The sequence below is a fragment of the Burkholderia sp. A9 genome, assembly GCF_000801975.1.
Window position 1 is genome coordinate 1 of record NZ_JSZN01000033.1, and the last position, 20,841, is coordinate 20,841.

Consider the following 20,841-nt stretch of genomic DNA (forward strand, 5'->3'; position numbering starts at 1 on the left):
TCGCGACGCTCGCGCTGATCGGCGTCGTGCTCGCGCTGCTCGCCGGCACGATGCACCTGCCGTTCGCCATGCTCGCGACGATCTTCGTGTGGGGCATCCTCGCGTTCGCGATCGTGCCGCCGCTGCAGATCCTGATCGTCGATCGCGCGAGCGATGCACCGAACCTCGCGTCGACGCTGAACCAGGGCGCGTTCAACCTCGGCAACGCGACCGGTGCGTGGCTCGGCGGGATGGCGATCGGCTCCGGCGTGTCGCTCGTGAATCTGCCGTGGGTCGGTGCCGCGATGGCCGTCGCGGCGCTCGCGCTCACGCTGTGGTCGGCGTCGCTCGAACGCCGACCGGTGAGCGGGCCGACCGGATACGTATGACGCGCGGCAGCCCGGCCGCGCGCCGCAGCATTCGTTGCGCGCGCAACCCCATTCGATCCTGATGGCCTTCATGGACCTTTCAAGGCCCGCGGTGTAGCATCGCGGCCGATGAAAGCCATTCTCAATCGTGATTTCCTCGCGCTGATCCTGAGCGTCGCGGTGGTCGGTCTCGGCACCGGCGCCACCATGCCGCTCACCGCGCTCGCGCTGACCGAGGCCGGGCACGGCACCAACGTCGTCGGCATGCTGACGGCCGCGCAGGCCCTCGGCGGCCTCGCCATCGTCCCGTTCGTCACCGCGCTCGCGCGGCGCATCGGCGCGCGCCGCGCGATCGTCGTGTCGGTCGTGCTGCTCGCCGCGGCCACCGCGCTGATGCAGTTCACGTCGAACCTGCTCGTGTGGGGCGTGCTGCGCGTGCTGTGCGGCGCCGCGCTGATGCTGCTGTTCACGATCGGCGAGGCGTGGGTCAACCAGCTGGCCGACGATTCGACGCGCGGCCGCGTGGTCGCAATCTACGCGACCAATTTCACGCTGTTCCAGATGGCAGGCCCCGTGCTCGTCAGCCAGATCGCGGGCGCGACGAGCATCCGCTTCGCGCTGTGCGGCGCGCTGTTCCTGCTCGCGCTGCCGACGCTCGCGACGATCCGGCGCGCCCCGCTCGCCGGCGACGACGCGCATCACGCAGCACACGACAGCTGGCTCGCCGTGCTGCCGCGCATGCCCGCGCTGATCATCGGCACCGGCTTCTTCGCGCTGTTCGATACGCTCGCGCTGTCACTGCTGCCGCTCTACGCGATGGATCACGGCGTCGCCAGCGCGACCGCCGTGCTGCTCGCGTCGATCATGCTGTTCGGCGACACCGCGATGCAATTCCCGATCGGCTGGCTCGCAGACAAGCTCGGCCGCGAACGCGTGCACCTCGGCTCCGGCTGGATCGTGCTCGCCGGCCTGCCGCTGCTGCCGTTCGTGATCGCGAACCCGTGGCTGTGCTGGCCGCTGCTGTTCGTGCTCGGCGCGGCGGCCGGCAGCATCTACACGCTGTCGCTCGTCGCGTGCGGCGAACGCTTCCGCGGCACGGCGCTCGTCACCGCGAGCTCGCTCGTGTCGGCATCGTGGAGCGCCGCGAGCTTCGGCGGCCCGCTGGTGGCGGGCGCGTTGATGGAGCAACTGGGCAGCAACGCGCTGATCGGCGTGCTGGTCGTCTGCGTCGCCGCCTTCGTCGCGGCCGCGCTGTGGGAACGCCGCACCGCGTTGCAACGCGCGGTCTGATATCGGCGCTGTCGCGGACGCAAACATTAACGCTCGTACGCAGCGTCACACATCGACGCACACGCGTCGCCGCGCCCGCCAGCAAAAACGAAAACGGCCCGCGCAATGCGGGCCGCCCTGTCCTTCCGGACTACCTGCTAAAAGTCGCGCGCCGATCCGTCACGCGCTCCGCGCGGGCAGGATCTTGCCCGCGCACGCGCCGAAGCCGACGCGATAGCCGTCGCCCTGGCACCACCCCGCGAGCGTGAGCTCGTCGCCGTCCTCGATGAACGCACGGCTGCCGCCATCGTTCAGCGCGAGCGGTTCCTTGCCGTTCCACGTCAGTTCGAGCAGGCTGCCGAACGAATCCTTCGTCGGCCCGCTGATCGTGCCCGAACCCATCAGGTCGCCAACCCGCGTATTGCAGCCCGCGACCGTGTGATGCGCGAGCTGCTGCGCCATCGTCCAGTACATGTGCTTGAAGTTGGTGCGGCAGATCGACGTCGCCTCGGCGGCGCCTTCGGCACGCAGCGTCACTTCGAGCGCGATGTCGAACGCGTGCTTGCCAGCATGCTGCAGATACGCGAGCGGCTGCGGCGACTGCTCGGGCTGCGCGACGCGGAACGGTTCGAGCGCGTCGAGCGTGACGATCCACGGCGAGATCGTCGTCGCGAAGGTCTTCGCGTTGAACGGGCCGAGCGGCACGTATTCCCACTGCTGGATGTCGCGCGCGCTCCAGTCGTTCAGCAGCACCATCCCGAAGATATGCGCTTCTGCGTCCTCGCAGGCGATCGGCTCGCCGAGCGCATTGCCCCGCCCGACGATGAAGCCCGTCTCCAGTTCGATGTCGAGCTTGCGGCACGCGCCGAACACCGGGCGCTCCTGGTCGGGCAGCTTCAGCTGCCCGTTCGGGCGCCGCACCGGCGTGCCGCTCACGACCACCGACGACGCGCGGCCGTTGTAGCCGATCGGCATCTCCGACCAGTTCGGCAGCAGCGCATTCTTCGGATCACGGAACATCGAACCGACGTTGGTCGCATGTTCCTTCGACGAGTAGAAATCAGTGTAGCCGGGAATCTCGACCGGCAGGTGCAGCGTCGCGTCGCGCTGCGCGACCAGCACTTGCGAGCGCAGCGAAGCATCGTCGCGCAGCCGCGCGTTGTCGCGCGAGAACAGATCCGACAGTTGCACACGCACGCTGCGCCATGCGTCACGACCGAGCGCGATGAATGCGTTGAGCGTCGGCGCGGCGAACACGTCGGCGCCGGCCGGCAGCGTCACGAGGCCCGCACGCGCGAGCGCCGCGAGGTCGACGATCTGGTCGCCAAGCGCGACGCCCGCACGGCGCGCCGCCTGCTTCGCATCGCTGAAGATCCCGAACGGCAGGTTCTGGATCGGAAAATCGCAGGCGGGATCGTTCGCCGTCTCGACCCAGCTCTTGCGAGCCGGGTCGAGCGTCGCGCGCCAGTCTTGGGTGTCGCTCATTTTTGCTCCGGATTGAAGTGTTTCTTGATGCCTTGCCAGCATTCGAAGTAGTCGGCCTGCAGCTGCGCGGTGTCGAGCGCGTAGCGCGTCGGCCGGATCAGCGTGCGGGTTTCGAACATGAACGCCATCGTCGCGTCGACCTTGTGCGGCTTCGTCGTGTCGCCCGCGGACGCCTTCTCGAACGTGTCCGCGTCGGGCCCGTGGCCCGACATGCAGTTGTGCAGGCTCGCGCCGCCCGGCACGAAGCCCTCGGCCTTCGCGTCATACGCGCCGTGCACGAGCCCCATGAACTCGCTCGCGACGTTGCGGTGGAACCAGGGCGGGCGGAACGTATCCTCGGCCGCGAGCCAGCGCGGCGGGAAGATCACGAAGTCGATCGCGTCGACGCCCGGCGTATCGCTCTGCGACTGCAGCACGAGGAAGATCGACGGATCGGGATGGTCGAAGCTGATCGAGCCGATCGTGTTGAACAGGCGCAGGTCGTATTTGTACGGCGCGTAGTTGCCGTGCCACGCGACGACGTCGAACGGCGAATGGCCGATGTCGGCGCGCCACAGGCGGCCGTTGAGCTTCGCGACCAGCTCGAACGCACCTTCGCGATCCTCGTAAGCGGCCTGCGGCGTCAGGAAGTCGCGCGGATTCGCGAGCCCGTTCGAACCGATCGGGCCGAGGTCGGGCAGGCGCAGCTGCGCGCCGAAGTTCTCGCAGAGATAGCCGCGCGCGTCGCCGTCCGGCAGCGCGACCGAAAAACGCACGCCGCGCGGGATCACCGCGATCTCGAACGGCTCGACGTCGAGCCGGCCGAATTCGGTCGCGATGAAGAGCCGGCCCTGCTGCGGCACGATCAGCAGTTCGCCGTCGGCGCTGTAGAAGAAGCGGTCCTGCATCGAGCGGTTCGCCGCATACAGATGGATCGCGCAGCCGTTCATCGCGGCGGCCGAGCCGTTGCCGGCCATCGTCACCATCCCTTCGACGAAATCGGTCGGCTCGACCGGCATCGGCAGCGGATCCCAGCGCAGCTGGTTCGGCGGCGTCGGCGGCACGTCGGCCGAATCGCCGAATTCCGACACGAGGCGCTGCGGGCCCGTGAACGGCTCGAACGGCCGGTGCACGGCCGCCGGCCGGATCCGGTACAGCCACGAGCGGCGGTTGTGGCCGCGCGGCGCGGTAAACGCGGTGCCCGACAGCTGCTCCGCATACAGCCCGTACGGCGCGCGCTGCGGCGAGTTGCGGCCGTGCGGCAGCGCGCCGGGCAGCGCCTCGGTCGCGAATTCGTTTCCGAAACCGCTCAGGTAGCCGGCGGTCGCCGGTTTCGACAGGTCAAGCGTCATCGTTTCCTTTCTCCATCCATTCATGAATTCATGGCAGCGTTCGGCGCCTGCGCACCGCTGCGCCGCGTTACGCCAGCCAGTCCCAGCACGAACAGCGCCGAGCACAGCACGGGCACCGCGGCCGCATGGAACAGCGCGCCGTTGGTCCAGTTGAGCGCAATCAGTTGTCCGCCGACGAGCGGCCCGAGCACCGAGCCGATCCGGCCGATGCCGAGGCTCCAGCCGATGCCGGTCGAGCGCAGCGACGTCGGGTAATACTGGCCCGCGAGCGCATTCACGGCCGGCTGCCCGCCGACCACGCAGAAGCCCCCCGCGAACACGACGAGCAGCAGCCACGGCAGCGCATGCGCAACCGAGCCGATCAGGCCCACCGCGACGGCCGCACACGCGAAGCATGCGAACAGCACGCGCACGAAGCCGTAACGTTCGATGAACCAGCCGAGCGACAGCGTGCCGATCACGCCGCCCGTCTGCAGCACCGTGCCGACGATCACCGCGGTGCCCGGCGAATAGCCCGCGTCGCGCATCACGGTCGGCAGCCAGTTCGACAGGAAGTACAGGTCGATCAGGTTCATGAAGCTGATGACCCACAGCAGCAGCGTGACCGGCAGGCGGCCATGGCGGAACAGCTCGGCGACCGGCGCGCCGCTCGCCGCGCGCTCGCGCACGACGAGTCGCGTGTTCGCATCGATGCCGGCCTGCGGCGCGAAGCGGGCAAGCCAGCCGCGCGCCTGTGCGTCGCGCCCTTTCAGCACCAGGAACTGCAGCGACTCGGGCAGCCGCGCGAGCATCGCGAGCGTCAGCACGAGCGGCACCGCGCCGCCGACGAAGAACACCGAGCGCCAGCCGAGCGCCGGAATCAGCGCGGCGCTGATGAAGCCGCCGAGCGCGGCGCCGAGCGTGAAGCCGCACGACACGATCATCATCCGCTTCACGCGATGCGCGGCCGGGCTGAACTCGCCGACCAGCGCCATCGCGTTCGGCATGATGCAGCCGAGACCGAGACCCGTGACGAAGCGCAGCGCCATCAGCACGGGGATCGAGCCCGCGAACGGCGTCGCGAGCATCGTCACCGCGAAGAACAGCGTCGAGCCGATCAGCACCGGGCGCCGCCCGATCCGGTCGGCCAGCACCGACAGCCCGAGCGCGCCGAGCAGCATCCCGAACAGGCTCGCGCTGAACACCGGCCCGAGCGCCTGCTTCGGCACACCCCATTCGGCGATCACGCTCGGCGCGACGTAACCCATCGCCTGCGCATCGAAACCGTCGATCACGAGGCACAGGCCGCACAACACGAGCAGCATCCAGTGAAACCCCGGACGATGGGTCTCGTCGATCACATGCTCGACTTCGAGCACGCGCGCGGCGGCCGGCGCCGCGCTCATTGCGCCACCTCGGCGGCCGGATGCACGGGCGGCGTCACGCCCTGGCGCGCGAGCGCCATCGCCTCGCGCAGCACGTCGGCGTCGCCGATCTGGTTCGCGAGCAGCAGGATCAGCTTCGCGTTGACGAGCTGGCTGTCGGCGTCGGACAGGTCGCGATGCATGTCGATCAGCGCTTCGTAGAACGCGTCCGGGTCGGCCAGGCGCGGGCGGGTGTCGAGTCGGGGCATGACGGGTGTCTCCGGTGTCGTTATGGTGTTCAGCATGCGCAGGTCGCGCGCGCCAGTGCGTCGGCGATCGCCTGGCGATCGAGCGCACGCAGCCGTGCGCAGACGTGCTGATCGGGGCGCAGCAGATAGAACGTGCCGGGCTTCGCGTCGTAGCGCTGCGCGGCGAACCCGTCGACGTCCTCCACGACGTCGACGCCGGCCACCGGTTTCGCGTGCCCGGCCGGCACGATCAGCACCGGCCGCACCGGCAGCGCGAGACCGTCGAGCGCCTGCGCGAGCGCGGCGGCGTCGCCCGGCAGCCCGAACAGCACGCCCGCGAAGCCGTCGCCCAGATGCTTCAGCAGCCAGCCCGCTGCACCCTGCGCGCGCACCGGCGCATCGGCCGCTGCCGCGCCCGGGCGCATCGCGCACGCGAACGTGTCGCCGGTGCGGTCCGGCGTGTTCAGCGGCGAATCGGTCAGCACGGCCGGCACCGACAAGCGGCCGCTGTTCACGAGCTTGCGCGCGAACTCGCAGTCGCGCGCGAGCTTCAGCGTCGCGTCGCGGAACACGCGCGACACCGCACTCTTCGGCGTGATGAAGTCGGTCGAGCGTGTCGAGTGGCGGATGTTCTCGTCCGCCGCGAACTCACGCTCGCTCGCATAGGTGTCGAGCAGGCGGTCGTCCGAGCGGCCGTCGAGCACGAGCTTCAGCTTCCATGCGAGGTTGTCCGCGTCCTGCACGCCGCTGTTCGCGCCGCGCGCGCCGAACGGCGACACGCCGTGCGCGGAATCGCCCGCGAACAGCACGCGGCCGTGACGGAACGTATCCATCCGCTGGCAGCGGAACGTATAAACGCTCACCCATTCCAGCTCGAACTCGACGTCCGCCCCGAGCAGCGCACGCACGCGCGGGATCACGCGCTCCGGCTGCTTCTCGGCGACCGGATCGGCATCCCAGCCGAGCTGGAAGTCGATGCGCCACACGTTGTCGGGCTGGCGATGCAGCAGCACCGACTGGTTGCGGTGGAACGGCGGATCGAACCAGAACCAGCGCTCGGTCGGGAATTCCGCCTTCATCTTCACGTCGGCGATCAGGAAGCGATCCTTGAACGTGCGGCCGCGGCTCTCGAGCCCCATCGCCGCGCGCATCGGGCTGCGCGAGCCGTCGGCCGCGATCACGTAGCGCGCGCGCAGCGTCTCGATGCCTTCCGGCGTCTCGACGGTCAGCGCCGCATGGTCCGCCGACTGCGCGACGCCCGTCACCTGGTGCTTCCAGCGAATGTCGAGGTTCGGCAACTCGAACGCGCGCTCGGCCAGATAGCCTTCGACGTAGTACTGCTGCAGGTTGATGAACGCGGGGCGCGCGTGGCCTTCCTCCGGCAGCAGGTCGAATGCATACAGTTGTTCGTCCTGCAGGAACACCTTGCCGACATGCCAGCTCACGCCCTTGTCGACGAAGCGCTCGCCGCAGCCGAGCCGGTCGAAGATCTCGAGCGTGCGCTTCGCGAAGCAGATCGCGCGCGAACCCGTCGACAACGTGTCGTCGTCGTCGAGCAGCACGACCGGCACGCCCTGCTGCGCGAGGTCGATCGCGGCCGACAGGCCCACCGGGCCCGCGCCGACGACGATCACCGGGTGGATCGCCGCGTCATCGCCGGCGGCCCGCGTCGCGCGCGGGCGGTAGTCGAACTTCAGCGTCTGGTAATCGATGCTCATGGTTGCCATCCGCTCCCTCAGCCCTGCCGTGCGCACACCGGCGCGCGCAGCGTCGTTCCGTCCCTGCCCGTCGCCCGCCGCTGCCCCGGCCCGCCCTTGCTCGTCCATTTCCAGTCAACCGCCACGTCTCGCTCCTTGCTTCCTGTTGATTCGATTCGGGAAACGGCGCCGTTCCCGGGCGCCCGAACGCCGCTTTTCTTGATCGGCGACAAATCCTTGGATTTACGAATAGTAAAACCAATTACGAATAGTGAAATCAACGTAAACCCTAGCCATCGACGCGGGGACGGGATAACCATATGAGCGAAACGCCAAGCCGAGGCGGGCGCGCGCTGCTAATATCGACACATGAGGCGGCCCTTTCGGCCGCCATTTTTCCGTTCTACGCCGATGATTCCGCCCAACATTCCCGAGCTGGTCGCCCGCGCCGGGCAACTGCCGTATCTACGGGAACACCTTGCGCTCGCCGACGGCGGCACCGCGTGCGCGAATCTGCCGGAGCGCACGCTCGCCAGTGCGTACGACCCGATCTACGACGTGACGATGCCGGGCGCGCCGCAGTCGACCTCGTTCGCCGATGCGATCGAGCGCTATGGCGACGAACTCGGCTTCCAGGCCGTCACGCTCGTCACCGGCGCCGCACACGATCCGGTCGACTCGGCCGTGGACGACCAGGCGCTTGTCGCGATCGACCGGTTGTCGCGCGCGCTGCACGCGATCAACTTCTTCGGCGCGCAGCGCCACGGGCTGCTGTTCCTGCGCGTGCACGAACGGCTGCTCAAGAGCGTGAAGTACGACCACGGCAAGCATTTCTCGTCGGTGCTGCAGCGCTTCGGGCTGCCGGTCGAGCGGATCGTGATCGAGCTGCCGGCGGTCGCGGTCGCGCACAAGACCTTCCTCGGCTACCTGACGCGCAGCTACCAGCATCACGGCTTCAAGGTCGCGGACAAGCTGCCCGACCCGGGCCGCATCCTCGCGGTCGAATCGGAGATGGCGCGGCCCGACTACATCAAGATGGATGCGGGCATCGCGCTGCGCGACGGGATGGTGAAGGCGCTGGTCGCGTATGCGCAGCGCGTGCGGATTCCGCTGATTTTCGACGGCGTCGTCGACGAGACGCAGTGCGAGCTGCTGCGCCAGCACGACGTGCGGTTCATGCAGGGGCCGGTGTTCGCGAAAGTCGTGCCGGCGTGATTGACGGCGTGGCGGCCGGCTCGCGGGAGCAGCCGGCTCGCGGGGAGCGTCGCGCCGGATCGTGGATTCGGTTCAGCAAGTGTGTTGCGGCGGGGTCGGGGTGTGGTGCGCGGGGTCGCTCGTGGCGCAATGCCGCGCGATACGCGGTGCTTTGTCCGTCACGCGCAAAGGTCGAGCCTGCGTTGAACACGCTCGCGTGCTCGATGCCGCCGTGTCGCCGTTGATGGCCGCAGCCTAGTCTCTTCCGCCGTCCGCGTATTTCGGCAGATCGTCGTCGATCTCGATGCCCGGGAAGCGATCCCCGTACCAGACGTGCCACGCGGGACGCAGCCGCGCCGGCTCGTCGAGCGTTGCATAGTTGATTTCCACGGTCGTCGCCGCATCGGCCAGCCGATACTCGAGCTGCGCGCCGCAGCGGCCGCAGAAGCGCCGCTCGCCCCACGCGCTCGACGCGTAGACCGTCGGCTCGCCCTGCAGATAGTCGAACGCGTCGAGCGGCACCGATGCCGACGCGACGACCGCCGCGCCCGTCGTGCGCTGGCAGAGCCGGCAATGGCAAAAACCTGCATCGGTCGGAATGCCGGTGATCCGGTAGCGGATCGCACCGCATGCGCAACCGCCTTCCATCGTTTCCGGGTGTGACATCGCGAACCTCGTCGTCGGGAAGCTGGTGAACGATGATGAATGCGGTTCACCCGCGACGCAACGGGCGGCTGCGCCCCCTCCCGTTCCCGAGCCCCTCCCGGCGATGCGTCGCTTGCGGTGTCCGTCTCAGGCTGTCTGCCCGAGCCGCTGCGCGAGCGCCTTCAGCTTCGGCCCGACCTGCGTGCGGAACACTTCCTCGTCCATCGACGACGCCGGCCCGCTGCAGCTCAGGATCAGCCAGCGCCCCTCGCGCGGCTCGCGAAACGGCACGGCCGCCGCGTTCACGTCCATGTGCCACGCGCGGAACGAATAGCAGCATCCGCCCGCGGAGAATTCGGCCACCGCTTGCTGCGCGGCAGCCACGAGCGCATCCGCGTCGGCCGCGCCGCCCGCCGCGCGGTGCAGATCCGCATAGAGCGCACGGCGCACGTCCTCCGGCTGCACGGCCAGGTACGCGCGACCCATCGAGCTCGTCAGCATCGACAGCCGCGACCCGGGTGCGAGCCCGAGCGTCAGCGCGGTTTCGCTGCGGATCGTTTCCAGATAGATCATGTCGAGCCCGTCGCGGCAGCCGAGCGACACGGCCGCGCCGATCTCTCGTGCGAGCGCCTGCATGTGCGGCCGCGCGAGATCGATGGTGCCCGAGCCGGACAGCAATGCGTAGCCGAGCGACAGCACGCCGGCGTCGAGCGCATACTTTCCGAGCGTCTCGTCGTAGCGCAGGTAGCCGAGCACGGTCAGCGTATAGGCGAGCCGGTTCACCGTCGCCTTCGGCAGCCCGGTGCGCTCCGCGAAGTCGCGATTGCCCAGCATCGTCTCGCCGGGCCGGAATGCGCGCAGCAGGTCGAGCCCGCGCGCGAGCGCAACGACGAACTTGCGTTCGTCGATCGTGGTTTCGTCGATGGTTGAAAGCGGCATCTGATGCTACACTGGGTTCAATTTGCAAAACATTGTTCCGCAGAGCGGAACTCCAGTCAAGCGAGGAGATGAAACGATGAGCGCTGCAACTTTTCATTGGGACGATCCGCTGCTGCTCAACCAGCAACTGACCGAAGAAGAGCGGATGGTGCGCGATGCCGCGCACGCCTATGCGCAGGACAAGCTCGCGCCGCGCGTCACCGAGGCGTTCCGCCATGAACGCACCGACGCCGAGATCTTCCGCGAGATGGGTGAAGTCGGGCTGCTCGGCCCGACGATTCCGGAGGAATACGGCGGCCCCGGCCTCAATTACGTGAGCTACGGCCTGATCGCGCGCGAGGTCGAGCGCGTCGATTCCGGCTACCGCTCGATGATGTCCGTGCAATCGTCGCTGGTGATGGTGCCGATCTACGAATTCGGCTCGGACGCGCAAAAGCAGAAATACCTGCCGAAGCTCGCGAGTGGCGAATGGATCGGCTGCTTCGGGCTGACCGAGCCGAACCACGGCTCCGACCCGGGCAGCATGGTCACGCGCGCGAAGAAGGTGCCCGGCGGCTATTCGCTGTCCGGCGCGAAGATGTGGATCACCAACTCGCCGATCGCCGACGTGTTCGTCGTGTGGGCCAAGCTGGAAGAAAACGGCAAGGATGCGATCCGCGGCTTCCTCCTCGAGAAGGGCTGGAAGGGCCTGTCGGCGCCCACGATCCACGGCAAGGTCGGACTGCGCGCGTCGATCACCGGCGAGATCGTCCTCGACGACGTGTTCGTCCCCGAAGAGAACCTGATGCCGAACGTGAGCGGCCTGCGCGGCCCGTTCACGTGCCTGAACTCGGCACGCTACGGGATCGCCTGGGGCGCGCTCGGCGCGGCCGAATCGTGCTGGCACACCGCGCGCCAGTACGTGCTCGACCGCCAGCAGTTCGGCCGGCCGCTCGCCGCGAACCAGCTGATCCAGAAGAAGCTCGCCGACATGCAGACCGAAATCACGCTCGGCCTGCAGGGCGTGCTGCGTCTCGGCCGGATGAAAGACGAAGGCACGGCGGCCGTCGAGATCACGTCGATCATGAAGCGCAACTCGTGCGGCAAGTCGCTCGACATCGCGCGGCTCGCACGCGACATGCTCGGCGGCAACGGCATCTCGGACGAATTCGGCGTCGCGCGCCACCTCGTGAACCTCGAAGTGGTCAACACGTACGAAGGCACGCACGACATCCATGCGCTGATCCTCGGCCGCGCGCAGACGGGCATCCAGGCATTCTTCTGATGATTCGCGCGGAGTACGCGGCACGCCCGCCGCACCGCTCGCGCTGAAACGACACGGCCCGCCCGGCATCGCTGCCGGGCGGGCCGTTTTCATCGGCGCCCGCGCTCGTCACGCGCCGCCGCTGCGGCAACCGCTGCTTACTTGTTCGGCTGCGGCGTGAGGCGCAGGTACGGACGCACCGCGTTGAAGCCCTTCGGGAAGCGCTGCTTCAGCTCGTCCGGATCCTGCAGCGACGGCACGATCACGACGTCGTCGCCGTCCTTCCAGTTGCCGGGCGTCGCGACCTTGTAGTTGTCGGTCAGCTGCAGCGAGTCGATCACGCGCAGCACTTCGTCGAAGTTGCGGCCCGTGCTGGCCGGATAGGTGATGATGAGCCGCACCTTCTTGTTCGGGTCGATCACGAACAGCGAGCGCACCGTCAGCGTTTCGTTCGCGTTCGGGTGGATCATGTCGTACAGTTCCGAAACCTTGCGGTCCGCGTCGGCGATGATCGGGAAACCGACGACCGTCGACTGCGTTTCGTTGATGTCGTTGATCCAGCCCTTGTGCGATTCGACGCCGTCGACCGACAGCGCGATCACCTTGACGTTGCGTTTCTCGAATTCGCCCTTCAGCTTCGCGGTCAGCCCGAGCTCCGTCGTGCACACCGGCGTGTAGTCGGCCGGGTGGGAGAACAAGACGCCCCAGCCGTCGCCGAGCCATTCGTGAAACTTGATACTGCCCAGGCTCGATTCCTGCTCGAAATCCGGTGCGATGTCACCAAGACGCAGACCCATGATGTTCCCTCCTCGAACGATGCTGGTTGAAACCGCGCGCTGTCGGCGCGGGCAGTCCATCAGCTTACGGGAAGCAATGGGACATGCGAACGATTATTACGTTCGATATTCATACTTTTTTGTCATTTTTACCCGTTGGCCGAACGGGGCGGACGACAGCAAAGGAAACTTTTCTTCCCGTTGGCGGCTCTGTTGACGATTACGAGTCGTTTACCATGCAGTCTTGCGCTGCCGTCGTGTATCGTCCCGGCTCGCCAGCGGGCAGGCGTTTCGCTACGATGTGAACCTGCAGCATGACAGCACGAAGGGAGTTGCAATGTCGGAAATCAACAAGGAGAAACTGATGTCGGATATCAAAACCGTTCTCGCGGACGCCGAGGATCTGCTCAAGCAAGCGGCGAGCAGCACGGGCGACCGTGCGGCCGAGCTGCGCGAGAAAGCCATGTCGCGCCTGAAGCAGGCCAAGGAAAAGGCAACCGACGTCCAGGTCGTGGTGGTCGAGAAAGGCAAGAAGGCCGCGCGCGCGACCGACGATTACGTGCACGAGCATCCGTGGACGTCGATCGGCGTCGCAGCCGGCGTCGGCGTGCTGATCGGTTTGCTGATCAACCGCAAGTAACGCGCTCAGCGCCGTTTAGCCCCATGTGCCGCCCATGCGGCCCATGGGTGCCGAAGCCAGCCGGCGGTTTGCCGCCGGCTGGCTTTGACCTAGCCGCTCACTGCGCGCGCAAGCGCCTTATCCATGACGACAGACACCCACCCGCAGCCGTCCGGCCAGGGACCGCTGCGCCGCCTCGTCGGCTCCGCAATCGGCCTCCTGCAAACGCGCCTCGAACTGGTTGGCATCGAACTCGCCGAGGAGAAGGAACGCCTGATGGGCGTGCTGTTCCTCGGGCTCGCGGCGATGATGCTCGCGACGATGGCGCTCATCAGCCTGACCGTGCTCATTACGATCGCGTTCTGGGACACCTATCGCTGGCAGTCGCTCGCGGCGATCACCGTGCTGTACGCCGTCAGCGGCATCGGGTGCGCACTGAAGGCACGCTCGGGGCTGCGCGATGCGCCGACCGTGTTCGAAGCCACGCTCCACGAACTCGAGAAAGACCGCGAAATATTCCGCGGCAAGCCGTGAACGCAGTCGCGTTCGCCCCTCTCACCTACTTCGCCGACGCGCCATGAGCCAGAACGTCACGGGCAATTCACCCCGCCCCCATTCGTCGCGATCGAACTGGACCGCGTCGCAGCATCGCGCGCTCCGCAAGGAGCTGCTGATCCTGCGATCCGAGGTCGAGCGGCTGGAGCTTGCAGAAGCCTCCGCCGAAATGCGCCAGGCCGTCACGCGCTTCAGCTGGCTCAAGGTGTTGATCCCCGGCCTCTCCAGCAACAAGTTCAGCCAGTCCGCGAGGAACCTGAACGCGAGCCTCGGCCAGCTCGTCAACCAGTATCCGATGCTGAGTTCGCTCGCATCGCTCGTGCTGGCGAAACCCGTTCGCTCGCTGCTGCGCGCGAGCGCGGGCCCCGCGCTGAAGTGGGGCAGCGTCGGGTTCGCCGCGTGGGAGATCTACCGGATCTGGAAGCAGTCGCGCAATGAGCGCGGCAGCGCTGCGAACGACGACTGACACGCCACGACACATGCGCACGGCCATGTGCCGTCGCGCGTGTTCCGCGCGTTTCCCGCGCGTCATCAACGCACGCCCCAGCATGCCGGATCCGGTGCGTTCGCATCGCCGTCGCTCGATCCCGCATTGCCTTTCGTTCCGTCCGAACGCAGCGTGAATGCCCCGCATGCGTCGTCGCGCATCGGGCCTGTGTCGAGCGGGCTCGCGACGAGCTCGTAGACCACCGGCACATCGTCGCCGACCGGGCGCCGCAGCACCACGCGATAGACCGGCTGCCCGTCCGGCGGCGCCTGGCGGAATGCTTCCGGCAACGTCTGCGGCGGCGCGCCGTCGAGCGTTTCGAGATACTGAGCCGCCCGATACAGCGCGGCAACCACGGACGCGCGATGCGTGCGCGCGACATGCTCGCGATACGACGGGATGCCCCATCCGGCCAGCACGGCGACGATCGCGAGCACGATCATCAGCTCGAGCAACGTGAATGCCGCCGATCGGCGCAGCAGCGTTCGTCCGGTCATGGATGCACCGCCGCGACACGACGCCAGCGCTGCGCAACGATGCTGCCGTCGCGTAGCGCGACCTGACGCTGCAGCCAGACGACGCTCGACGCGTGGCCGCCGACACCACGCGCGGTGACGAGGTAAGCGCGGCTGCCTGCCGGACCGACGCCTCGCCATGCTTCGATGAGGCAACGCGGCGGCTGGACCGCCATCGGCCAGGACGCGAACGGCGGGAATGCCTCGGCGACGCCCAGCGCTGGCGTGCGCCGCCACGCGTCCGGCTCGGCATTCGGCTTCGCGTCCGAGGCGGATTCCTCGATGTACGGCGCCATGCCGCGCAGCAATTGCACGGTACAAGCGGCCAGCGCAGCATCGGCCGCGTGGAACGCGATCAACCGATCCGACAACGCACGCGTGCGACGCGATTCCGTCAGCGCGGATTCGAACCATGTGCCGGTCAGCACTGCTACGGCCGCACCGACCGCGATCACCGCAGGCAACGCAAGGCCCGCGTCGCGACGCCAGCCGTGGTTGGCGGACAGAACGCGTGTGCTCCGTTCTCGTCGGTTCAGCACGATGCCCCCGACGCGTGCTGCGTGCCGCAGGACGCCGCGATGCTCTTGCTCGCATGGTCCACCTCGATTCGCATCGCGATCTCGCCGGCAGGCTTGTTTGCGCGGATCATCGGAACGTCTCGTATGTCTCGTATGCATGCGCTACTTCACCTCCGGAATCGGCAAACGCGGAATTCCGCAATGCGACGATTCGATGCAGCACCAGTTGCGCACGGCCATCATGCGAAACCACCGTGCGGCCATCGCAATCGACATGGCCCGTCGCCGCGCCGGTCGGTTCGCCGCGCGCACGCACGCATACATGCACGGCGACGACATCGCGCCAGTCGCCGGCACGCATCGCCTCGGCGTCGACGAACTGCCCGTCTGCGCGACGCAGGTAGCGCACACGCAGCTGGTCGATCCCGGACACGACGGGTTGCGGCGTGCCTGGGCGCCCGCTGCCTTCGCAGTACAGCTCCGGCTCGCCCGTCGACGGACTGACATGCGCGTCGAAACGGTTTTCCACGAGCGGCCGACCGCCGGGCACGCCGACACCCTGCCCGAGACAATCCGATGCCTGAGCGCTGAGCGTCGGCCATGTCGACACGGCATCACCGACATAGCGGATCAGCACCGCGTCCGACGCTGCGCGCACGGCTTCGCACCGCACCTGCGCGCCGTGGCCTCGTACGCGCCCCGCGGAACAGCCGAACACCGGCGGCAACGACGGCGACGCTTCGACGTCGAGCGGCCGGAACCCTGCCATGCGGAGCTGCTGGCCGATCAGCGTCAGTGTGGTCGCGGCCGCATCGCGCATCCGGAACCCGTCTTCCGCCCGCCGCTGCGCGACCTGCTGCGCGTGGTACAGCGCGCCGGCAGCAGCCAGCACGAGCAGACCGACAGTCATCGCGATCAGCACTTCGAGCAGCGTATGCGCGCGAATGCGGCGATCAACGCTCATTGGCATTGGCCTCGGCCTCCCGAAACGGAATCCGCACGCACGACGGTGGCTCGACCGCTGCCCCCGCGCCTTCGCAGCGCGTCGGCGCCGCCGCCTCGGCGCCGCGCCAGCCAACGATCACATACCGGACCCCGCCTGCCCCGTGGTCGAGCGTCATCGCGCCGCCCGGCAACGATGCGGCCGCGAGCGCCTCGATGCCGTCGTCGGCACCTGCGGCTGCGTACCGGCGTTCGATGCGCGCATCGGCGAGCCACAGCGCGCGTTCACGCCAGATCGTCGCCCGCTGCGCGCGCGCCATCGCGAGCTGGCTGCCGGCCACCGCCAGCATCACGGCCGTGAGCAGCGCAATCGCCAGCACCGCTTCGAGCAGCGACGTGCCGCGCATCCGCGCGGGCATCCACGTTGGCATGCGCATCACGCCGCGTCGCAACGGCCGGCGACGACGCGCGCCCGACCGCCCGCCGCAATCCGTACGCAACGCGACACGCGTACCGCGTCCCCACCCGGCAACGCCCGTTGCGGGCGCAATTCGAACCGCCGGATCCCGCCGATCACTTGCCCGGCCGGCGGCGCAAACGCCAGGTCGTGCGCCGCGCCCGCGACGGCAATGTCGGCATCGCGCGGATAGCGCCGCAGCACGCGCGACTGCCCGTCGAACTGCCCGCTGACGATCCAGCCGCACGACCATTCCGCCGGGTCGCACCGTTCGCCGGACTGCACGCAGTCGCCGTCGCGCCCGGCCCGGCACAACGTGACGCGCACGCCGAGACGCGTCGCCTCGGTGCGGGCGAACGACAGCGCACCGAGCAGCGCGCGCGAGCGCGCATCGACGCGTTCGCGCATGCGCCACTGATCGAAAGCGGGGGCTGCGTACAGCCCGATCCCGGCCGCCAGCGCGATCGCGACCATCAGCTCGACGAGCGTGAACCCGCCGCAGCAGCGCATGCTGTTCTCAACGACCCGCCGGTGCAGTTCCATCGCCATCGCCCTCCGTCAACGTGATGCGACGACTGTAGCGACGCGAGCGGCCACACGCCATTAGCCGAACGGCCGACTGGCGACATGCGATCGCAGCCGACACAATCGGTGCGAACCGAACCTACGGAGAAGACGATGTACGAACGCAGCGCGTCAGCGCTTACGCGGAGACTTGGAGGGGGACGCGCGACGGAACTCTTCGATCACGTCGGCAAATTCGGAGACGTCCTCGAACCGGCGGTATACCGATGCGAAGCGGACATAGGCAATCGTATCGAGGCCGCGCAACTCGTTCATCACGAGTTCGCCGAGCTTCTCGCTACGCACTTCACGCTCGCCGGTCGCGAGCAGTTGATATTCGATGCGGGCGACCGCCGCGTCGATCGCGTCAGCCGCAACCGGCCGCTTGCGCAGCGCGAGTTGCATGCTGGCGACGATCTTGCGACGGTCGAACTCCGTGCGGCTGCCGTCCTTCTTCACGACGGCCGGCAGGTTCAGCTCGACCCGCTCGTACGTCGTGAAGCGCTTGTCGCAAGCCGAGCAGCGACGGCGCCGACGAATCGCGGCGCCATCTTCGGACACGCGCGAGTCGACGACCTGCGTGTCTTCATGCCGGCAGAACGGGCAGCGCATCGTCGATCAGCGATAGACCGGGAAACGCTTGGTCAGCTCGGCCACTTGCGCGCGCACGCGCTCGATCGTCGCTGCATCTTCCGGGTTCTCGAGCACGTCGGCGATCAGGTTGCCGACCTGCTCCGCTTCCGCCGGGCCGAAACCGCGCGTCGTCATCGCCGGCGAACCCAGACGGATGCCGCTCGTCACGAACGGCTTTTCCGGATCGTTCGGGATCGCGTTCTTGTTCACGGTGATGTGCGCTGCACCGAGAGCCGCTTCCGCTGCCTTGCCCGTGATGTTCTTCGCGCGCAGGTCGACCAGCATCACGTGGCTTTCCGTACGGCCCGACACGATCCGCAGGCCGCGCTTGACCAGCGTTTCAGCCAGCACGCGTGCGTTCTCGACCACCTTCTCCTGATACGCCTTGAATTCCGGCGACAGCGCTTCCTTGAACGCCACGGCCTTCGCCGCGATCACGTGCATCAGCGGGCCGCCCTGGATACCCGGGAAGATCGCCGAGTTGATCGGCTTCTCGTACTCCGACTTCATCAGGATCACGCCGCCGCGCGGGCCGCGCAGGCTCTTGTGCGTCGTCGTCGTCACGAAGTCCGCGTGCGGCACCGGGTTCGGATACACGCCCGCTGCGATCAGGCCCGCGTAGTGCGCCATGTCGACCATCAGGTATGCGCCGACCGACTTCGCGATCTTCGCGAGACGCTCGAAGTCGATCTTCAGCGCGAATGCCGACGCGCCTGCGACGATCAGCTTCGGCTTGTGTTCCTGAGCCAGCTTCTCGGCCGCGTCGTAATCGATGTCTTCCTGCTCGTTCAGGCCGTAGCTGACGACGTTGAACCACTTGCCCGACATGTTCACCGGCGAGCCGTGCGTCAGGTGACCGCCGTGCGCGAGGCTCATGCCCATGATCGTGTCGCCCGGCTTGAGCATCGCGAAGAACACGCCCTGGTTCGCCTGCGAACCCGAGTTCGGCTGCACGTTCGCGGCTTCCGCACCGAACAGCTGCTTCACACGGTCGATCGCCAGTTGCTCGACCACGTCGACGTATTCACAGCCGCCGTAGTAGCGCTTGCCCGGATAACCTTCCGCGTACTTGTTCGTGAGCTGCGAGCCCTGGGCGGCCATCACGGCCGGGCTCGTGTAGTTTTCCGACGCGATCAGCTCGATGTGGTCTTCCTGGCGGCGGTTTTCCTGCTCGATCGCAGCGAAGATTTCGGGATCGACGTTCGCGATGGTGCTTTGGGCTCTGTCAAACATACGGTTTCCGTTAAGTGTGTACAGGTTGACCGGGGCGGCCGAGTACATTGCGCTGCTGGCAGGACCAGCTCGACGTGGCGGAAGAATCCGTATGACGCGAGACAGGACAGCCACCGGCGATGCACGCAACGGCGCACAACGGCTGCCCAGGCGAACGGCAAAAACGGTGCCCCGCGCTTCACGGTGGGATGCTCCACCTTGAACCCGAAGGGTTCTATCGCCAGTCACGCAGGGGTGATGAGCGCGTTAGTGTATTGGATGCGTCATGAATAGGCAACCGCGCGGCAGCGGCTCCGAATCAATAGGGGCCAGACTCTACGCGCCCGTGCCGACGCGCTTCGCCGCCTTGCCGCGGTGCGGCAATCTCAGTAGGCTTGCGGGATACTATCCGCTACTTTGTTACCGACCAGGAGCAGCAATGATCGTGTTCGTCACAGGCGCGTCCGCCGGATTCGGCGCCGCCATCGCCCGTGCCTTTGTCAAGGGCGGCCACCGCGTCGTCGCCACCGCGCGCCGCAAGGATCGTCTCGATGCGCTCGCGGCCGAACTCGGCGACGCGCTGCTGCCGCTCGAGCTCGACGTGCGCGATCGTGCGGCCGTCGAAGCCGTGCCGACCGCCCTTCCCGCCGAATTCGCGGCGCTCGACGTGCTCGTCAACAACGCCGGTCTCGCGCTCGGTGTCGAGCCGGCCCAGAAGGCCAGCCTCGACGAGTGGCAGACCATGATCGACACGAACTGCTCGGGCCTCGTGACCGTCACGCACGCGTTGCTGCCCGGCATGATCGCGCGCGGCCGCGGCCATATCTTCAACCTCGGTTCGGTTGCCGGCACCTATCCGTACCCGGGCGGGAACGTATACGGCGCGACCAAGGCTTTCGTCCGACAATTCAGCCTGAACCTGCGCGCCGACCTGATCGGCACGCCGTTGCGCGTGACCGACATCGAGCCGGGCCTGTGCGGCGGCACGGAATTCTCGAACGTCCGCTTCCGCGGCGACGACACGAAGGCCGCAAACGTCTACCAGAACGTCCAGCCGCTTACGGCCGAGGACATCGCCGACACGATCTACTGGATCGCGACGCGCCCCGCGCACGTGAACATCAACACCATCGAGATGATGCCGGTCGCCCAGGCCCCGGCCGGCCTCGCGATCCATCGCGGCTGACCCGTCGAACGCAGCCGCGGGCCTGCTTCCAGCCGGCCTGCGGCGTGCTCCGGTGTGCTACGGCGTACTACATTCCGTTACGAATCGGTTACGAATCCGATCCCGGCCTTCCGGTAAAATGCGCGCCATGACTCAGCCTACCCGCTCCCCGGACGCGCCCTCCGGCTTCATCTGGCCGGTTCGCGTGTACTACGAGGATACCGATGCAGGCGGCATCGTCTTTTATGCCAACTACCTGAAATTCTTCGAGCGCGCCCGCACCGAATGGCTGCGCGCGTGCGGTATCGACCAGCGTCAGCTCGCCGACGACACCGGCGCGATCTTCATCGTCCGCAGCACGTCGCTCGACTACCGCGCGCCGGCGCGACTCGACGACTCGCTGGCGATCACGAGCCGGCCGGGGCGTATCGGCCGCGCATCGGTGGAATTCACGCAGGAAGCCTGGCGTGGCGACACGCTGCTCGTCGCCGGCCACATCCGCCTCGGCTGCGTCGACCGTACCGGCATCCGGCCCGCGGCGATCCCGCCGGTCGTGCTCGACGCGCTGCAACGCGGGCCCGTCATCGACACCGGGCAGACTCTATTGTCAACGAAGCTCGGATGAGCACCGTTTAGACAAAGCCTATGAACTTGCCT

Annotated in this window: 23 protein-coding genes, 1 pseudogene and 1 riboswitch; of the genes and pseudogenes, 9 read left to right on the forward strand and 15 right to left on the reverse strand. The window is 67.7% G+C overall.

Going from position 1 to position 20,841, the window contains the following annotated elements; genetic code table 11:
- Both PI86_RS13550 and PI86_RS13555 read left to right on the forward strand, forming a co-directional pair.
- A pseudogene (locus tag PI86_RS13550) lies at positions 1 to 368 on the forward strand (MFS transporter); the annotation flags it as partial.
- 108 nt (positions 369 to 476) lie between these two features.
- Entirely contained in the window at positions 477 to 1,637 is a 1,161-nt protein-coding gene (locus PI86_RS13555) for an MFS transporter (protein WP_039323313.1), read from the forward strand.
- Between the two features lie 159 nt (positions 1,638 to 1,796).
- On the opposite strand, the gene fahA is transcribed toward PI86_RS13555, so the two are convergent.
- From fahA to PI86_RS13580, 5 genes are read right to left on the reverse strand one after another with little or no spacing between them, the layout of a single operon-like run.
- On the reverse strand, positions 1,797 to 3,101 hold the full coding sequence (gene fahA / locus PI86_RS13560; RefSeq protein WP_039323314.1) for a fumarylacetoacetase: 1,305 nt from the start codon (positions 3,099 to 3,101) through the stop codon (positions 1,797 to 1,799).
- On the reverse strand, positions 3,098 to 4,432 hold the full coding sequence (gene hmgA / locus PI86_RS13565) for a homogentisate 1,2-dioxygenase (RefSeq protein WP_039323316.1): 1,335 nt from the start codon (positions 4,430 to 4,432) through the stop codon (positions 3,098 to 3,100). Before hmgA ends, fahA begins: the two co-directional genes overlap by 4 nt.
- A gap of 20 nt (positions 4,433 to 4,452) precedes the next feature.
- Positions 4,453 to 5,817 carry an MFS transporter gene (locus tag PI86_RS13570; RefSeq protein WP_039323318.1) on the reverse strand — a complete coding sequence of 455 codons (1,365 nt, stop codon included), beginning with the start codon at positions 5,815 to 5,817 and terminating at the stop codon, positions 4,453 to 4,455.
- The gene (locus PI86_RS13575; RefSeq protein ID WP_014897947.1) at positions 5,814 to 6,044 is read right to left on the reverse strand and encodes a DUF2783 domain-containing protein; all 231 of its coding nucleotides are present in this window, start codon (positions 6,042 to 6,044) and stop codon (positions 5,814 to 5,816) included. Before PI86_RS13575 ends, PI86_RS13570 begins: the two co-directional genes overlap by 4 nt.
- 29 nt (positions 6,045 to 6,073) lie before the next feature.
- Positions 6,074 to 7,750 (reverse strand): FAD-dependent oxidoreductase, encoded by a 1,677-nt coding sequence (locus PI86_RS13580; protein WP_082012237.1) that lies wholly within the window; start codon positions 7,748 to 7,750, stop codon positions 6,074 to 6,076.
- Positions 7,751 to 8,131: 381 nt separating this feature from the next.
- Between PI86_RS13580 and PI86_RS13585 the strand changes: the two genes are divergently transcribed.
- On the forward strand, positions 8,132 to 8,935 hold the full coding sequence (locus PI86_RS13585; RefSeq protein ID WP_014897949.1) for an EAL domain-containing protein: 804 nt from the start codon (positions 8,132 to 8,134) through the stop codon (positions 8,933 to 8,935).
- 234 nt (positions 8,936 to 9,169) lie between these two features.
- On the opposite strand, the gene PI86_RS13590 is transcribed toward PI86_RS13585, so the two are convergent.
- Entirely contained in the window at positions 9,170 to 9,580 is a 411-nt protein-coding gene (locus tag PI86_RS13590) for a GFA family protein (RefSeq protein ID WP_039323322.1), read from the reverse strand.
- Between the two features lie 126 nt (positions 9,581 to 9,706).
- The gene (locus PI86_RS13595) at positions 9,707 to 10,498 is read right to left on the reverse strand and encodes an IclR family transcriptional regulator (RefSeq protein ID WP_039323325.1); all 792 of its coding nucleotides are present in this window, start codon (positions 10,496 to 10,498) and stop codon (positions 9,707 to 9,709) included.
- 76 nt (positions 10,499 to 10,574) lie between these two features.
- Between PI86_RS13595 and PI86_RS13600 the strand changes: the two genes are divergently transcribed.
- The gene (locus PI86_RS13600) at positions 10,575 to 11,762 is read left to right on the forward strand and encodes an acyl-CoA dehydrogenase (RefSeq protein ID WP_039323327.1); all 1,188 of its coding nucleotides are present in this window, start codon (positions 10,575 to 10,577) and stop codon (positions 11,760 to 11,762) included.
- A gap of 137 nt (positions 11,763 to 11,899) precedes the next feature.
- Here PI86_RS13600 and PI86_RS13605 read toward each other — a convergent pair whose 3' ends face one another.
- Positions 11,900 to 12,538 (reverse strand): peroxiredoxin, encoded by a 639-nt coding sequence (locus PI86_RS13605; protein ID WP_014897953.1) that lies wholly within the window; start codon positions 12,536 to 12,538, stop codon positions 11,900 to 11,902.
- Between the two features lie 316 nt (positions 12,539 to 12,854).
- On the opposite strand from PI86_RS13605, the gene PI86_RS13610 reads away from it, so the two are divergent.
- From PI86_RS13610 to PI86_RS13620, 3 genes are all read left to right on the forward strand, one after another.
- The gene (locus PI86_RS13610) at positions 12,855 to 13,157 is read left to right on the forward strand and encodes a DUF883 family protein (protein WP_006754606.1); all 303 of its coding nucleotides are present in this window, start codon (positions 12,855 to 12,857) and stop codon (positions 13,155 to 13,157) included.
- A gap of 123 nt (positions 13,158 to 13,280) precedes the next feature.
- Positions 13,281 to 13,670 (forward strand): phage holin family protein, encoded by a 390-nt coding sequence (locus PI86_RS13615; protein WP_039323332.1) that lies wholly within the window; start codon positions 13,281 to 13,283, stop codon positions 13,668 to 13,670.
- A 43-nt stretch (positions 13,671 to 13,713) separates the two neighbouring features.
- Complete coding sequence (locus tag PI86_RS13620) at positions 13,714 to 14,157, forward strand: DUF3318 domain-containing protein (RefSeq protein WP_014897955.1); 444 nt, start codon at positions 13,714 to 13,716, stop codon at positions 14,155 to 14,157.
- A gap of 65 nt (positions 14,158 to 14,222) precedes the next feature.
- Here PI86_RS13620 and PI86_RS13625 read toward each other — a convergent pair whose 3' ends face one another.
- From PI86_RS13625 to glyA, 7 genes are all read right to left on the reverse strand, one after another.
- Positions 14,223 to 14,675, reverse strand: coding sequence for a type IV pilin protein (locus PI86_RS13625; RefSeq protein ID WP_039323335.1), 453 nt, complete (start codon positions 14,673 to 14,675; stop codon positions 14,223 to 14,225).
- Entirely contained in the window at positions 14,672 to 15,145 is a 474-nt protein-coding gene (locus PI86_RS13630) for a pilus assembly protein (protein WP_039323505.1), read from the reverse strand. The genes PI86_RS13625 and PI86_RS13630 overlap by 4 nt, the downstream gene beginning before the upstream one ends.
- A 193-nt stretch (positions 15,146 to 15,338) precedes the next feature.
- On the reverse strand, positions 15,339 to 16,181 hold the full coding sequence (locus PI86_RS13635; protein ID WP_082012239.1) for a PilW family protein: 843 nt from the start codon (positions 16,179 to 16,181) through the stop codon (positions 15,339 to 15,341).
- On the reverse strand, positions 16,165 to 16,560 hold the full coding sequence (locus PI86_RS13640) for a type IV pilus modification PilV family protein (RefSeq protein WP_235362772.1): 396 nt from the start codon (positions 16,558 to 16,560) through the stop codon (positions 16,165 to 16,167). The genes PI86_RS13635 and PI86_RS13640 overlap by 17 nt, the downstream gene beginning before the upstream one ends.
- 29 nt (positions 16,561 to 16,589) lie before the next feature.
- Positions 16,590 to 17,153, reverse strand: a complete 564-nt coding sequence (locus tag PI86_RS13645; RefSeq protein WP_039323510.1) for a GspH/FimT family pseudopilin — start codon at positions 17,151 to 17,153, stop codon at positions 16,590 to 16,592.
- 153 nt (positions 17,154 to 17,306) lie between these two features.
- Positions 17,307 to 17,786 carry a transcriptional regulator NrdR gene (nrdR, locus tag PI86_RS13650; protein WP_014897962.1) on the reverse strand — a complete coding sequence of 160 codons (480 nt, stop codon included), beginning with the start codon at positions 17,784 to 17,786 and terminating at the stop codon, positions 17,307 to 17,309.
- Positions 17,787 to 17,792: 6 nt separating this feature from the next.
- Complete coding sequence (glyA, locus tag PI86_RS13655; RefSeq protein WP_039323339.1) at positions 17,793 to 19,040, reverse strand: serine hydroxymethyltransferase; 1,248 nt, start codon at positions 19,038 to 19,040, stop codon at positions 17,793 to 17,795.
- Between the two features lie 137 nt (positions 19,041 to 19,177).
- Positions 19,178 to 19,278, reverse strand: a riboswitch (ZMP/ZTP riboswitch).
- A 180-nt stretch (positions 19,279 to 19,458) separates the two neighbouring features.
- On the opposite strand from glyA, the gene PI86_RS13660 reads away from it, so the two are divergent.
- Positions 19,459 to 20,205: an SDR family oxidoreductase gene (locus PI86_RS13660; protein WP_014897964.1), complete on the forward strand. Its 747-nt coding sequence runs from the start codon at positions 19,459 to 19,461 to the stop codon at positions 20,203 to 20,205.
- 118 nt (positions 20,206 to 20,323) lie between these two features.
- Positions 20,324 to 20,809, forward strand: a complete 486-nt coding sequence (gene ybgC, locus PI86_RS13665; RefSeq protein WP_039323341.1) for a tol-pal system-associated acyl-CoA thioesterase — start codon at positions 20,324 to 20,326, stop codon at positions 20,807 to 20,809.
- Positions 20,810 to 20,841 lie beyond the last annotated feature (32 nt).

What these genes read in the sequence shown, in the direction of transcription:
- PI86_RS13605 (WP_014897953.1), bottom strand. Translation starts at nt 12,538, where the DNA reads ATGGGTCTGCGTCTTGGTGACATCGCACCGGATTTCGAGCAGGAATCG.
- PI86_RS13555 (WP_039323313.1), top strand. Translation starts at nt 477, where the DNA reads ATGAAAGCCATTCTCAATCGTGATTTCCTCGCGCTGATCCTGAGCGTC.
- glyA (WP_039323339.1), bottom strand. Translation starts at nt 19,040, where the DNA reads ATGTTTGACAGAGCCCAAAGCACCATCGCGAACGTCGATCCCGAAATC.
- PI86_RS13570 (WP_039323318.1), bottom strand. Translation starts at nt 5,817, where the DNA reads ATGAGCGCGGCGCCGGCCGCCGCGCGCGTGCTCGAAGTCGAGCATGTG.
- PI86_RS13580 (WP_082012237.1), bottom strand. Translation starts at nt 7,750, where the DNA reads ATGGCAACCATGAGCATCGATTACCAGACGCTGAAGTTCGACTACCGC.
- PI86_RS13600 (WP_039323327.1), top strand. Translation starts at nt 10,575, where the DNA reads ATGAGCGCTGCAACTTTTCATTGGGACGATCCGCTGCTGCTCAACCAG.
- PI86_RS13575 (WP_014897947.1), bottom strand. Translation starts at nt 6,044, where the DNA reads ATGCCCCGACTCGACACCCGCCCGCGCCTGGCCGACCCGGACGCGTTC.
- PI86_RS13660 (WP_014897964.1), top strand. Translation starts at nt 19,459, where the DNA reads ATGATCGTGTTCGTCACAGGCGCGTCCGCCGGATTCGGCGCCGCCATC.
- PI86_RS13635 (WP_082012239.1), bottom strand. Translation starts at nt 16,181, where the DNA reads ATGCCAATGAGCGTTGATCGCCGCATTCGCGCGCATACGCTGCTCGAA.
- PI86_RS13625 (WP_039323335.1), bottom strand. Translation starts at nt 14,675, where the DNA reads ATGACCGGACGAACGCTGCTGCGCCGATCGGCGGCATTCACGTTGCTC.
- PI86_RS13620 (WP_014897955.1), top strand. Translation starts at nt 13,714, where the DNA reads ATGAGCCAGAACGTCACGGGCAATTCACCCCGCCCCCATTCGTCGCGA.
- hmgA (WP_039323316.1), bottom strand. Translation starts at nt 4,432, where the DNA reads ATGACGCTTGACCTGTCGAAACCGGCGACCGCCGGCTACCTGAGCGGT.
- PI86_RS13595 (WP_039323325.1), bottom strand. Translation starts at nt 10,498, where the DNA reads ATGCCGCTTTCAACCATCGACGAAACCACGATCGACGAACGCAAGTTC.
- PI86_RS13640 (WP_235362772.1), bottom strand. Translation starts at nt 16,560, where the DNA reads ATGCGCGGCACGTCGCTGCTCGAAGCGGTGCTGGCGATTGCGCTGCTC.
- nrdR (WP_014897962.1), bottom strand. Translation starts at nt 17,786, where the DNA reads ATGCGCTGCCCGTTCTGCCGGCATGAAGACACGCAGGTCGTCGACTCG.
- PI86_RS13645 (WP_039323510.1), bottom strand. Translation starts at nt 17,153, where the DNA reads ATGGAACTGCACCGGCGGGTCGTTGAGAACAGCATGCGCTGCTGCGGC.
- PI86_RS13590 (WP_039323322.1), bottom strand. Translation starts at nt 9,580, where the DNA reads ATGTCACACCCGGAAACGATGGAAGGCGGTTGCGCATGCGGTGCGATC.
- PI86_RS13610 (WP_006754606.1), top strand. Translation starts at nt 12,855, where the DNA reads ATGTCGGAAATCAACAAGGAGAAACTGATGTCGGATATCAAAACCGTT.
- PI86_RS13615 (WP_039323332.1), top strand. Translation starts at nt 13,281, where the DNA reads ATGACGACAGACACCCACCCGCAGCCGTCCGGCCAGGGACCGCTGCGC.
- PI86_RS13585 (WP_014897949.1), top strand. Translation starts at nt 8,132, where the DNA reads ATGATTCCGCCCAACATTCCCGAGCTGGTCGCCCGCGCCGGGCAACTG.
- fahA (WP_039323314.1), bottom strand. Translation starts at nt 3,101, where the DNA reads ATGAGCGACACCCAAGACTGGCGCGCGACGCTCGACCCGGCTCGCAAG.
- ybgC (WP_039323341.1), top strand. Translation starts at nt 20,324, where the DNA reads ATGCGCGCCATGACTCAGCCTACCCGCTCCCCGGACGCGCCCTCCGGC.